The sequence below is a fragment of the Sneathiella aquimaris genome, assembly GCF_026409565.1.
Lineage (GTDB): Bacteria > Pseudomonadota > Alphaproteobacteria > Sneathiellales > Sneathiellaceae > Sneathiella > Sneathiella aquimaris.
Genome location: NZ_CP112881.1, coordinates 2,425,336 through 2,439,900, shown reverse-complemented (window position 1 = coordinate 2,439,900; position 14,565 = coordinate 2,425,336). Strand labels below are relative to the sequence as shown.

General features: G+C 46.2%; 6 protein-coding genes. 5 read left to right on the top strand and 1 reads right to left on the bottom strand.

Annotated features, from left to right (window positions below; genetic code table 11):
* Positions 1–128: 128 nt before the first annotated feature.
* From OIR97_RS11510 to OIR97_RS11490, 5 genes are all read left to right on the top strand, one after another.
* Positions 129–2,663 carry a methyl-accepting chemotaxis protein gene (locus OIR97_RS11510; protein WP_169545769.1) on the top strand — a complete coding sequence of 845 codons (2,535 nt, stop codon included), beginning with the start codon at positions 129–131 and terminating at the stop codon, positions 2,661–2,663.
* Positions 2,664–3,015: 352 nt separating this feature from the next.
* A complete protein-coding gene (locus OIR97_RS11505) occupies positions 3,016–4,848 on the top strand; it encodes an autotransporter assembly complex protein TamA (RefSeq protein ID WP_169545768.1) in 1,833 nt (610 codons plus the stop codon).
* A gap of 2 nt (positions 4,849–4,850) precedes the next feature.
* Positions 4,851–9,227 (top strand): translocation/assembly module TamB domain-containing protein, encoded by a 4,377-nt coding sequence (locus OIR97_RS11500; RefSeq protein ID WP_169545767.1) that lies wholly within the window; start codon positions 4,851–4,853, stop codon positions 9,225–9,227.
* 259 nt (positions 9,228–9,486) lie between these two features.
* Complete coding sequence (locus OIR97_RS11495) at positions 9,487–11,667, top strand: ATP-binding protein (protein ID WP_169545766.1); 2,181 nt, start codon at positions 9,487–9,489, stop codon at positions 11,665–11,667.
* A 19-nt stretch (positions 11,668–11,686) separates the two neighbouring features.
* Positions 11,687–12,403, top strand: a complete 717-nt coding sequence (locus OIR97_RS11490) for a PDC sensor domain-containing protein (protein ID WP_169545765.1) — start codon at positions 11,687–11,689, stop codon at positions 12,401–12,403.
* A 306-nt stretch (positions 12,404–12,709) separates the two neighbouring features.
* On the opposite strand, the gene OIR97_RS11485 is transcribed toward OIR97_RS11490, so the two are convergent.
* A complete protein-coding gene (locus tag OIR97_RS11485; protein WP_169545764.1) occupies positions 12,710–14,407 on the bottom strand; it encodes a hypothetical protein in 1,698 nt (565 codons plus the stop codon).
* Positions 14,408–14,565: the final 158 nt, after the last annotated feature.

The window sequence follows — 14,565 nt, the reverse complement described above, 5'->3', positions numbered from 1 at the left end:
AATAGCGATTAATAATATTGAATATATTCGCACTCTATTAACATTTTCGCAATATAATAATAAACTAAACTACAGTTTTGTCATAACCGTAAAAACAACTTCTGTTTTTGTTTCAACAAGGCGTGAAAATGAAAAACTTAAAAATCCGTGTTCAGATCATTCTTATCTTGCTGATCATCCTGATTGGATTTGTCGTAACGGGCGGCATCTTTTTTATCAATCAGAACGTTGTCGACAAGGCGCTGGCAGAGCGAGAAGCGGCTAGACATACTTTGGAAATCACTTCGAATATTAAATATTATTTTCTTAATGCCCGGCGAAATGAAAAAGATTTCCTAATTCGACTAAAGTTGAAATATGCGGACAACCATGCTGCTACCAGCATGAAGGTTCTGGACAATCTGAAACAATTAAAAGGGGCTTTGTCATCCCTTGAACAACTGGATCAGGTCTCAGCAGTTGAAAATACATTTACACGCTATTTAGCCCAATTTGCCAGAGTGAAAGAGAGTTGGGTGAACATTGGTTTAACCGAAAAAGAAGGTCTGCGGGGGACCTTGCGCAAAAAGGTTCATGCGGTCGAGGAAGCACTGAAACAATATAACAGCACTAACCTGATGTTGACCATGCTCATGATGCGTCGTCATGAAAAAGATTTTATTCTTCGTGAAGATGTCAAATATGTGGAACGGATGACGGACAGAGTTACTGAGTTCAGTCAACTGCTTGAACAATCCTCGTTACCAGATCCGGAACAGGTGAAGTTGTCCGGCTTGGTGAACGACTATTATATTTCGTTTCGTCAACTTGCGGATCTGACTCTGCAATTGAAGCCGGATAGCACGCAAATGAGCGCATTGTTTGCTGTCGCAGAGCCAATTCTAGCAGATCTGATTTCACAGAGTGAGCAAAAGGATAAGGTTGCAGGTGAGAACCTGACAACGTCCATGACGACAACCGTCGTGGGTATGGTAATTACCATGATCATTTCGGCCTTGATGGCGGGGGCGGTTGCGTTTCTTATCGGCGATCGGTTGAGCCGTCAGATTGCGAATATCATTCATGTAATGCGCCAACTGGCGAATAATGACTATTCGGTTGAAGTGCCGGGGCTACAATTAACCAATGAACTTGGCTTGATGGCGAATGCCGTTCAGATTTTCAAGGAAAACGGAATTGAAAAGAGCCGTCTGGAGGAAGAAAGAGTAAAACAGGAAGAGCTTGACGAAAAGCGGCGTGAGAAAGAAAAAGCGGAAAATGAAATCCGCCTTAAAGAAGCTGAAGCAAATGCGCGGATAAAAGAGGCGTTGGATACCTGCGCTGCTAATATTATGGTCGCGAATGATCAGGATGAAATTATCTATTGTAATCAGTCGTTGCTGAAGATGCTGGGTAAGGCGAGTGTCGATGTCGCACAATATGTTCCTGGTTTCAAAGTCGAGAACCTTAACGGAAGTACACTTAAGGATTTCTGTAAGGGAAATGAGTATAAATTGAACATACCTAAATCTGTTCGGACAGAGATGGGGCAGAAAACTTTTGATTTAACGTTCAGCCCTGTGATCGGAGACGGGAACATGCGGCTTGGCACAACAGTTGAGTGGGAAGATCTGACAGAGGCCCTGATTGTTCAGCACGAAATTGATGCCATGGTCAATGCCGTCGTAGAAGGCGACTTTAACAAGAAACTGTCACTTGAGGGAAAAGAAGGGTTCATGAAATCGCTTGCCCAGGCAATGAACCAGTTAAACGATACGGTGAGCAGTATTATGAAAGAGGCGACGACAGCCTTTGCAGCGTTGGCCAAGGGTGATCTTACACATGAAATTACAGCCGATTACAAAGGGACGTATGGAACGCTTAAAGAAGACAGCAACAAAACATCTGCGCAGCTTCTTGAAATTGTAAAAGAAATTCAGCAATCAACCCATAATGCCCATGCCGTTGCGAGTGATATTTCACAAAGCAGCGGTGACCTTGCCAAACGAACAGAGTCTCAGGCGAGTATGTTGGAAGAAACTGTCTCGTCGATGGCCAGTCTGCAAGAGCAGGTGAACAAGAATGCGCAAAATGCCGCTCAGGCGAACGAGCAGGCAAAGCAGTCACGGACGTCAGTTGAAAAAGGGCAGGTGGTTGCGCAGGAAGCCATTCAGGCGATGGAAGCAATTTTGTCTTCCTCAGAAGAAATCAGTCAGATTATAGGCGTTATTGATGAAATCGCGTTTCAAACCAATTTACTTGCGTTAAACGCCAGTGTTGAAGCCGCGCGGGCAGGTGATGCCGGTCGCGGGTTCTCGGTCGTTGCCACAGAGGTACGTGTTTTGGCTCAACGGACTGCCGAGGCAGCTTCCAATGTAAAATCTCTGATTGCCAATAGTGGCCATCAAATTGAAAAGGGCGTTGAGCAAGTTAAATATACCGGTGAGTTTCTGGATAATATGGCCCAGTCTATTCAAGCGACAGCGGCAACAATTGAGCAGATTTCCATCGCCAATAATGATCAAGCTAATGACATTTCCGAAACAAATACCGCGTTGGGTTATATTGACGAAATGACACAGCAAAATTCAGCGATGGTCGAAGAAAGCTCAGCGGCGGCGCTATCGTTGAAGGAGCAATCAGATCAGGTTGGGGAAATGGTTTCTTTCTTCAAGATTGCCTAGCTTATTTTTAAGAAAGCGCCTTTTCTGCACTCTTGGATAAATCCGGCGGAAAAGGCGTTTGAAATCCACAATTAAACCGAGACCGGGATCTTGAAAACGATCTGGTAAGCTTATAAAATTGCGGGCAACTGTTTGGGAAATTTCAGGGAAGCCAGGTTTTTTTTGGCGGCATTGTCGTAAATACGATTATCTGGACTATTAATCAGAAGGGAACGATCTAAATATAAAGAGGGCGTTCTGCATTCGGGTTGCTGGACATCAGTATTGAATAAACTACACTATGTTAAATGATAGAAATTAATCCTCTGTGCTTTGAAAATGTTTTCCTAATTCTCTACGCGGACCAAAATACGTGACCTTCTGCATTTATGTATCCCCCTCAAAGGAGGTCAAGGCAACCGCTCTGTTTTTCGGTTTATTGGCTGCTATATTTTCTTTTCTTGTGGCGAGCGGTTCGGCTGCTTACGCTCAGGAAGAGGCGGACAGGTGGGCATATGATACGGTCATTAATCTGCCTGAGGATGAGCCACTTTCTGAATTGCTAGCGCTATCTTCGCAAATGTATCAATTAAAAGACAAGCCACCGGTTAGTCTTGCGGCGCTTCGGCGGCGGATCGATACAGATCTGGAAGGCTTTAAAAAAGTCATGAATTCTGAAGGGTATTATTCTGCCCGCATTACTCATGAAGTTGATCGCTCAGTAAATCCTTCACTCGTAACTTTTAATATTGACCCGGGGCCGCGCTATACCATTGGTGCTTTTCGGGTTGAGTTCGATGCTCTGCAGTCTCGCCCGGGGCCTCTTGATCCAAAAGATCTCGGGATTGATATTGGCGCACCAGCAGAAGCCCAACCAATTGTAGATGCACAGAAAAAAGCGATTTCTCTTTTGGCAAACAGAGGATACCCCCTTGCACGGTTTGAGCGCCAGAATGCCGTTGTTGATTATACGACCAGACAAATGCAGGTGGTGCAGACCATCAAGTCAGGCCCGCTTGTATACTTTGGGAAATTGGAACTGACCGGATTGGAGCAAATAAACAAGGCATATCTGTTGAGTTTGTCTGGATGGAAAGAAAATGTAATTTATCAGGAAAAAACCTTAAAACGGGTTCGACAGATATTTCTGGAAACAGGCCTTTTTGAAGCTGTCCGGTATTCTATTCCAAAAGCCGTGACTTATGACGCGGTTGTACCCGTAACTTTCGAGTTCAAAGAACGAAAACATCGGTCAATCGGCGTTGGTGCTGACTATTCGACAAGTGATGGTGCTGGTGTCTCTGCCTATTGGGAGAACCGGAATTTTTTCGGGCAAGGGGAGAAGCTACGTGGGGATTTAAGGCTTTCTGAAATTACACAGGAGGTATCTGCGTCGTTCGTCAAACCAAATGTTTACAGGCGTCATCAGAATTTAAAAGCAGAAGCCAGTTTACGAATAGAAGATACCGACGCTTATTCAGAAGAGGCTGCTCGTGTTTATGTCGGTCTTGATAGAACCTACGGAAAAAACTGGACCGTTGGCGGTGGCGCTTTTTTTGAACTCTCTCAAATCGAGGAAAACGGCGTTAGTGACGATTTCTTTTATTTTGGTGTCCCGATTACCGCAGCTTACGATTCAACCGATGATTTGCTGGATCCGTCAACAGGTTTTCGCTTCAGTACAACGCTGACATCGTATCTTGGGCTAAACGATGTTTCCTCGGACTTTGTGACAACAGATATCGAAGGGTCTGGTTACTATTCCGCCTTGGCCGATAAGCGCCTTATCTTTGCCGCAAGGGCCCGCGTTGGCAGTATTATGGGAAGTAGCCGGGCGGATGTTCCTGCCGTAAAACGTTTTTATTCCGGCGGCGGGGGGTCCATTCGGGGGTATGAGCTGCAATCAGTCGGACCATTGGATGATAGCAATGATCCCATCGGGGGGCGATCGGTCGTTGAGGTGGGGCTGGAAGCGCGCATTCGGATCACGGAGACAATCGGAATCGTCCCTTTTATTGAAGGCGGCAATGTCTACAAAAGCATGATGCCCGATTTTGATGAAGAGTTCAGATGGGCCGCCGGATTAGGCGCCCGATATTATACGCCTTTCGGACCGTTAAGGTTGGATGTAGCGCTTCCGCTGAACCGCCGGGCCAATAAAGATGACGCGTTTCAATTCTATATAAGCATCGGGCAGGCATTTTAGAAATGGTGCGATCGTTTTTTCGAAAAGTTGGCATGAGTTTGCTGACTTTGGTTGCTGTAATGGTTCTGGCAATGGCTGGCGCCTACACGTTTTTGCAAACACAGGCTGGTAGAAATTTTCTTGTTTCGCAAGTTGAAGAGGCGGCAAAACAGGAAGGGGGGCTGTCAATTGGTGTAGGCAGCCTACAGGGAAACGTTTTTGATCAATTCAGCATCGCGTCCCTGACGTTAAATGATCCAGTCGGCCGATGGATGCGTTTGGAGGGGGGGACGATCTCCTGGTCGCCGTTGCACCTTCTGCAAGGTCGTTTGCAGATCGCGGAAATTTCTTTTAACAGCGTTACAGTTCAACGCCAGCCTGACTTGCCGGCTTCTTCGCAAAGCGATGAGGGAACAACAGGCTTTCCAAAGCTGCCCGTTCGTCTTTCCTTGTCGAAATTTTCTATAGATAAACTTTCTCTTGAAGAGCCGGTTTTGGGACAAGAGAGTATTCTGGGCGTCTCATTGGCCTTAAACTCTCGGCTGGATGACACGTTGGTCAGCCGGTTTTCCATCGTTCCCTTGGATGCTCTACAAGACAGTGTTCATAGTGAAGTCTTTTTTGATCCAGCGAAAAATCATTTAGGGGTTACCGCAGAATTAAACGGGGCACAGGGTGGCTTTTTCAGTCGGTTGCTAAAACTTCCTGGCTTGCCAGCTCTTTCCGGATCGATCGTCGGAGATGGACCAATTGAGGGTTGGCGGGGGCAGGTGATTGCGCAGGCTGACGGTCTGTTTTCCAGTGATCTATTGGTGGAGATGGATGGCCTGAACCAAACGAGCCTTAAACTATCAGGTGGACTTCACTTGGAGGAAAGTGTCGCTACGTCCATTCCTTTGATCGATAACCGACGGATAAGCATTGTTGGCTCTTTTCTTTTTGATGCTGATAAGCAGGATGTGACGCTGAATTCTCTGACGATTGAGAACCCAAACCTGCAAACCGTTTTAACGGGTAAGATTGATCTGGCGGCAGTAAAGGGTGCGCTGGATGTCAGCAGTACAGTGAAGAATATTTCAGCGGTGAACGCCCTGCTGTCAAATGCGTCTTTACAGGCGGCCTCTTCAATTATGCACCTGAGCGGAGGTTTGAAAAAGATCTCCATCAAGGCAAATACAGCTGCAGACGGTCTCGCCATCGCGCAAGGAGAGGGGCAGCCTTCTCTTCAAGTAAAAACTATCACCAACAGGCTGATAACTGAAATCCAGCCCGAAAATTTGGTGGTTGTGCCCTTCGAGACTTTTGTAACTGCGACTGGAATAACCAATCTTCCCCCACAGGCCGCGCAGCTTTTGGGCACCTCTCTGACGGCGGAGGCAAAAGGACACTTTTCTGGTGAGCAAAACCAAATCGATATTTTTGAACTTTCTGCTGCGGCCTCTCATTTAACGATGTTTGGCGGCGGAAGCATTGCCTTGGGGAACGGGCCCTCCAAGGCCACAGCATCTGTGACGCTAGATCAGATGCAAACGATTATCCCGTCGATTGAAGGGCGCGTTCAGGCAGATGTAACGGCATCAAGTGCGAACCTCGCAGAAGGGCTAGCCGGAAAGATTGACCTCTCTGTATCTGGGCTCAATGTTGGGGATCCGGATATTCAACGGCTTGTTGGGACCGCTCTTGAGATGGGGGCTCAATTTTCTGTTGATAGCGAAAATATCATTGTTTCAGACTTAAACGCCCCTCTGGCCATTGGGCGTATTCAGGGCGGGGTTCAATTTTCTGGATCCTTTGAAACGATCACAGGAGCCTTTCAGGTTGAGGTGCCCCAACTTGAAAAACTGGATGCTATCGCGGGTGTTGCCCTCCGCGGAACGGCGTTCGTGCAAAGTGACTTGTCGGGTCCGTTGATGGACCCGGATATTAACGGGGCCATGCAAGTCTCTTCTCTTCACATTGACGGGCTACCCTTAGGTCAGTTGCAAGCCGAGTTTCAGGTAGAGAACCCGACAAGCTCTTTGAATGCAAAGGTAAGCGGTGCTTTATCAGGACCCAAAATTGATACAAACCTATCGGCCACCATAAAAACGCCGAATCCATCGATTGTCTCCCTGTTGGATATCCTTGTTGAACAAAAGGGAAATTCGATAAAGGGCGCGCTGGATATTTCGTTAAACAGCAACCCTCATTCAGGGATATTGTTAATCGATTTTCCCGATTTGGCGGGACTTGCATCCATAGCAGGGCAGCAGGCATCAGGTCGTCTTTCCGGACGGGTGGAACTTTCTAATTCACTGGAAAATCAAAAAACCAGTGTCTCTGTGAATGTGCGTGACTTAGCCTACCCGCAAGAAAAACTGTCTGTTGGAACGTTAGACGGACAGGCGGAAGCCGTCGGTGCTTTTTCAGACCCGAAAATCCTGCTTTCTTTGACTGGGAACACGATGACAGCGGGAAATGTCGCATTGCCAGACGTGACAATGAAGGCGGAGGGGCAACTGACAGAACTCGCGTTTTCAGCCTCTTTCACCAGTCCGTTGACGCCAACCTATAACATAAACACGATCGGTCATATTAGAGCCGCAGAGACCAAAAAAATACTCTTTCTGGAGACTTTTTCCGGGCAGTTTCTGAACAAGCCTGTTGATATGAAATCCCCTGTTACGGCTGAATACAATCAGGGCTCTATGGCATTGTCACCAGTGTCCCTATCGATTGGAGATGGGGAGCTGCAGGCGCAAGGGAATTTAAATGATCAGCAGACCAAGGCGAAACTCCTCATAAAGGCGCTGCCGCTGGATTTGTTGAATGTTTTAATGCCTGAAGGCTCTTTTCAGGGGGTTTTGGACGCTGAGGCAAGTGTGGAGATTGCCGAACAGCAAACCAACGGGAATTTTTCATTGACCCTGAATAAGGCAGTTCTTGTCACCGAAGACTATCCTGACTTACCTGCCCTTTCCAGTCACTTGAACGGCGCCATTAAGAATGGGGCTGTCGATTTCGACTGGACTGTTGCCGGGCTTGATGAAACCGCCATTCAGGCGTCAGGCAACGTTCCGCTCCGTGTTTCTTTAAAGCCATTGGGCGCCGAACTGCCGGCAGAGGGGGCGATTGATATACAGGCAGCAATAAAGAGTGACATCGGAAAAATCTGGGATCTGGCGGGCTTGGATAAACATCTGTTGTCAGGAATACTAACAGCGGATGGTCGTGTTCAGGGAACCGTATCAAAACCTAAATATTTCGGGCAGGTACAGTTGGAAGGTGGTCGGTATGAAGAAATACAATATGGGACGATCCTGAAAAACCTGGAATTATCCATGATAACGAAAGACGCTTCTATCTTTGATGTTCGTGCACAGGCAACGGACCGGGAAGACGGGCGCGCGTCGCTATCGGGTCGTATTTTTCTGGATGAAGACACACAACCTTCTGTAGATATGTTGCTGACATTGGAACAGATGCAACTTATCTACCAGGATGCCCTGAAAGTTGCAACGGACGCAAATTTAAGGATGCTTGGAGGGCCCAATGACCTTTCAGTTACAGGAGATGTCCGGACACGCGATATCGATGTCAGCATCGCAGGGACGCTGGCTGCAGACGTCGTCGACATGCCTGTCACACTGACCAATTTTCCGCAGGATCTGGCGCAGGAAAATCCGCAGGACGAGCCGCCCGCTGGCCCTGCCGTCCGTTTGGGGGTTGCTGTTGATATACCCCAGCGACTTTTTATCAGAGGGCGGGGCCTTGATTCAGAATGGGCAGGAAAATTTACGCTGAAAGGTACCTCTGATGCGCCGATTATCGAAGGTTCCCTAAGTCCGGTTCGCGGTCAGTTCAGTTTTTCTGGTAAGGATTTCAAACTGCAAGACGGATCAATCCGCTTGCTCGGCAATAAAGACATAAATCCGGAACTGTCTCTCTCCGCCAAATATGAAGGGAAGAATGTGACCGCTGTGGTTCACATTGAAGGGACTGCCAATAATCCGATTATTCGATTTTCGTCACCCGATGATCTGCCTGAAGACGAAGTGCTGGCACGTGTCTTATTCGGAAAATCTGCCGCTAAGCTGTCTGCGTTAGAGGCCGTTCAACTTGCGCAGGCGATTTCCAGTGTTTCTGGGGGGGCTGGGTTTGGCGGTATCACAGATTTTGCCCGTCAGGCGCTAGGTGTTGATGTTCTGTCTGCTGGCATTAACGAAGATACGGGCAGTGCAGAGGTGTCGGCTGGAAAATATATTACTGATCAGATTTATGTCGGCGTTTCACAGGGGGGCACCGCTGGAAGCACTTCCGCGAAAGTCGAAATCGAAGTCACACCGAATGTAAAAGTCGAAAGTAAAACTGATCAGAGTAGCAATAGCAGTGTTGGCGTTTTCTGGAAATGGGATTACTAAAGGCCACGACGCTCGATCAATGTTTTTCTTCTAGCCTTCCGAAATTTCCTCCTCCTTTCTACCGGCATTTAACGCCAAATCCTTCACGGCAACCCACTTGTATATTGTCTTCATTAATAGATTAGTAATTCAAGTGGGATACGAATAAGGTAGAATGGTATTATTTTAGGTAAAGTTAGCGGTTTTTATCCAGATTAATTTTCATTTCTATTGGTGTTAAGAAACCATAAGTGTTGTTAAGAAAGAAAAGGACGCTGTTTTGGATGGTTTTCTGGAGGCTCTGGCTCGGGGATATGTTGCACTGATCGCAAATCTAGGCTTGCTCGCAATGCTTGCCTGGTGTGTGTCGTTGTTCGGTGCAGCCCTGTTTTCTGATAAACCTCGTTTGAATGGATGGATTTCCTTCAGGTTAGGGTTGGTTTTCGGTTTAGCCGCTGCCTTATTGATTAATCTTCCCATTGAATTTCAACCCGGCATTATCGGAGATGCGCGCGGTGCCCCCATTCTGATATCTGGTATTGTTGGCGGGCCAATTTCTGCAACCGTTACGGTCGTCATAGCGGCATTCACCCGCTGGATGGTTGGTGGGATAGGGGCTCCTTCAGGAGTATCCTATGTTATCATTTTTGGTGTTATCAGCGTGTTCTGGGGTTGGTTTTGCAGGAAAAATAAACAGAACCCGTTTGACTTCATCCAGATCGTTGCGCTGACAACAGTTTCAACTTTTATCACAATGCCTCTGATTTTTACATTTCCTGCCCATATTCAATACGCCGTTCTGGTTGGTGTTTGGCCACAACTTTGGATCGCCAATCTAATTGGTGTCTGGATACTTTCCACGTTGATGGGCAAGGAACGCGAGCGGCGAGTGGCTGAGGCACGTTTGATCCGAGAGCGCCATCGAGCGGACCAAGCATCGCTTGCAAAAGCAAAGTTTTTAGCAGCAATGAGCCATGAAATTCGGACCCCTTTAAACGGTATTTTGGGAATAATTCAATTAACCTTGAAGGAACAATTGCCTCAAAAAATTGAGAGTGATCTGAAATTGGCCCGAGAGTCTGGCTTTTTCCTGTTGGGCCTTCTTAACCAAATTCTAGACTTCGCTAAGATTGAAGCCGGTAAAACAGAGATTGTGGAGGAAGAGTTTCGTATCGGCGTATTGGTTGATGGACTGAGTTCGATTTTTGCCTTTCAAATGTCGACGAAAAACCTGAAATTCCTGACCAAAATATACTCGGATAAATCCCGTTGTTATCGTGGTGATTTTGAGCATATCAGGCAGGTCTTGTTTAATCTCCTGGGTAATTCAGCTAAATTTACTGAAAAAGGCTATGTGAAGCTTCTTGTAGAAGAGGAAAATGTTGAGGGACAGACATGGCTGAACTTTCGTGTTATCGATACGGGCCCGGGCATACCGGAAGAGGATATTGACAAGGTATTTGAAGAGTTTCAACAAAGTACGATCGATGGAGAGAGCCGTGCAGGAAGCGGATTGGGGCTTTCTATTGTCGATGGCCTCGTTCACGATATGGGCGGAACCATATCCATAAAGAGCCGGGTCGGAGACGGGACGGAAATTTCTGTTCGAATTCCTGTGAGTATTGTTGCCGCATCGGATATGCGTGAACCGTCGTCGGCTCAATCGGTTGAGCGCTTAACGAATGCCTATTCTATCCTGGTTGCAGAGGATAATACCGTCAATCAGTTGGTCGTTCGCGGTATGCTGGAGACGCAAGGGCACAATGTTAATATCGTGTCGACAGGACGAGAAGCAGTTGAGATGATAACGGCAATGCCAAACTCATTCGATCTGGTTTTAATGGATATTCAAATGCCTGTTTTGAACGGTATTGAAGCGACAAGAAAAATCAGAGAAATGCCGCAAGTCAGAGATGATTTGCCAATTGTTGCCTTAACAGCAAATGCCTTTACCGAACAGAAGGAAAGCTATTTGGAGGCTGGTATGACAGACGTTCTGACGAAGCCAATTAATGAAGTGGACCTGATAATCGTATTAACTCGTCTGTTGAAAAATGTAAAACCTGTTCTGGTGGAGGAAAAGCAGCAGGCGATGCATACTTTTGAAAAACAGAAGTTGGAAGAAATGTGCCAAATGTTGGGTGTGGATGTTGTACGGGACTTGTTAAGCAAATCACAGGAACGTGTGCAAATTATCATGAAAGGGCTTGAAGGTTCGCTGGATAAGCCTGATGACGTGGAAGTGTATTCTCATGAGCTAAGAGGAATGATTTCTAATTTTGGATTTTTGAAATCAGCCGAAGTATCAAAACAAATGCAGTTAAATACTAAAAATACAGACGAAGTTACACGCCTATATCAGGAATTGGAGATCTGGATTACATCCGATTTTAAAGAGGCCGATGATATTATAAGGCATTATGAGGCAGAGGTCTCAGCCTTCCAATTTTCCCAGCCTTAAATCTTGAAGGGAGACGATTTTGAAGAAAAGCCAGTTATACCCTATAATTGCAGTTTTCGTCGCAATTGTTACTTTTATTGCATTCGCTTATGGGATTAAGGTAAAAACTTCGCCAGCGCAGGAAGATGCTTCGCAAATCTACGCTCTTATTCGGGACAGAGTTGCAACCGTTGCTGAACAGGCGAAGGATACTCTCAAAAGGCTGGGGGAAGAAGAACATACGTTGAGCGCAAAAAATGATGACTGCGCAATCCCGCTTGCGGCTTACCTAAATGAAAAAAAGGATGTTTTTGATGTCTTTTTGAGAGTGAAGCCAAACGGAGAATTGGATTGCACACCTAAATCCGCGGTCAGCGGCGTCAGTTTTTCTGATCGAATTTATTATAAAAAAGTGATCGAGCAGAAAGACTTTGTTATCGGTGAGTTTCTGGTTGGAAAGGTGTCAGGCCTACCTGTCCTTGCTGTGGCACAACCTTTTTTCGAAGGGGACGGAGCGCTTAAATATATTCTTGTCGCGGGGTTGAAAACCAAGTGGCTTGAAAGCATTTTAGCCGAAAATAATAAGTTTGACGAGAGCCTGATTGTTGAGTTACAGGACGCAAGTGGTACTTTACTCAGTTATTTTGCAACCGGTCGTCTGGCTATTCCAGGAGAGGGGCGCCGAATTGAGATCGCCCGTTATAAGCTGTTTCCGGGGGCCTCTGACGCTGAGGTGGTAATCTTTCAAAAAACCTGACGATCCTACGGAAACCAAAGGGGGACCTGACCCACCCCTGTCCCCGGCTATTCCCGGATTTAACATCCCGGTTTTTAGAGAGGCCGTTTTTTGAAGCCAACTGCAGAACCACGTGCTATTTCGTTTTGTGCCGGGTTCCCTTCCGGTCGCTGTTTAGGCAACAGAGAATAAAGGAGTCTGGTTTTAGCGGTTTTTTCCCGGTTCAAGGATAGGCTTAACTGCTGCCTCGGCGACTTGTATGGATTGCGCCGCCGGTGCGACCTGAAAAATCGTCGTAAAACGAATATTTAGGTGCGCGGGGCAACTTCAGGCGGAAAGGGAATGAATATTCGAATGTTTATCGTAACTGTAAACACCTTTAGGCTCTGCGACGCTGTCATCGACGAACTCCCCAGCCATATACTCAATACCAATCTCGATGGCGGTCTTGAAAATTTGTTCGGTCGGTATACCAAAAAGAAAAACCCTAAGTCCCTCTGTGTCCGCCCGTTTCTTGAAATTTTCCAGATTTTTTCTCAAAGCGTCCGGTGATAGGTTGGCGTTTTTCCAATCGAACCCGACAACATCGACACCGATGGCTTTTAAGTCTGTGAATTGCGGGTTTTGGCAGCTGACTTCCAACCCGACCATACGACCATATTTCTTAACTGCTGAAACAGCTGTCAGTAGTTGAGAATGCCAGTTTTGCACGCCACTATTAACGATTTGCCAGCCAATAAGCTTGTGCATGCTTTTAGGAATTGTTCCACATATCTCCAGATAGGCCTTTCGATAACTTGCCGTATTCAAGGTCGAAAAATTCACCGGAATAATCACCATATTGATGATTTCTTTTTGGGCGCAATTTACTAAATCAACGATCGTACGTCTAAGCACCAGCTGATCAAAAACAGCCGTTGTGGATGGATGGATGTCTTCAGGCAGGTCATCTATATTCCAGAGTGAATTTTCGAGCACAAATTTGGAGGATGCTGCGTAAGCCGCTACTCTTTTGGACGTTGGTTGCAATACAGGCCAATAAGAAAAGACCATCTCGGGATCATAGTCTTCTTCGCCTTCGTCCGTTTCTTCTTCAATCTCTTCCTCGTCCTCAAACAAGACCAATAAGTCGTCCTGTAGAACGTTGTATAACTTTTCAGTTTCGCCAATCAGTTCGGCTAATTTCTCAGACACGCTCGTTGTTTTTTTCTCTTCAGTCTGCAAACCGTCATAAACAAAAGCTTCCCATTTAGGAGAATTGTTCTGCATTTCTGAAACCTGTTCGGCATCATAAATCCAGCTCTCTATTTTTCCGATTCCGTTCATCGCGTCACAGAAGTAGCCAATTCCTTCGTCACCTTCTGTGTTCGAAGATTTCTTTTCTTGTTCTATTGCTTCAAAAGTCTTTGAAATGCGGGATGCCGTATTGTCCAGATATTCAGGACTGATATTCTTAAGAACTTCAGACGGGTTAAATTTTTCAGCATTTTCCAGGCTCTGCACAATACTCGCGGCCATGGATTTTTCTTCAAGAAGTGTTTCGCCTTCAGAGCTGGTAACAGAAACAGTCGCCCCATATTGAGAGGTGGACCATTCATCACCGATCACCTGTTCGCCAATTTCCTTCGCTATCAAAGAGCATTTAATAATGGCTTCTTCTTCTGAAAGGCTATCAAAAACGAAGACATAAGCATCATCTCCAACCCTGTAATAGATATCTTGAGGGGTCAGGCGTTGTTGAAATACCTTTTCTGCAAATGTGTGAATGTAACTGGAATACTTTTCCCATTTGTCGCCAAGTTTTGCCTTAATGGTAGCCAGATTAATCAGGCTGATTTTTCCATTGACCAAAAACTCATTCCCATCAATCAAATGCTTTATTTGATCCTCAAGCATCTGGTCTTCGGTTGTCGGTTGGTTGGCGCCTGCTGTTTTGACGGGATCGTTCTGTTTGCCCGGTGCGTCGAAAGTTGCGGGCCCTGTCTTGAGAACTTTTTTTGAGAACTGTTTCCAGTTACTCTTCATTTTGTGAAAGCCTAACGCCTTAAGAAGCATTTTGTTTTTCGTCCAATACAGTGAAAGGGCTAGCCTGTTAGCTAACGTACATCATAAAAAACAGATGTTACCGAAAGACTGTTAACAAACCGTAAGTAAGCAAACAGAATACACACCATGGAATTAAG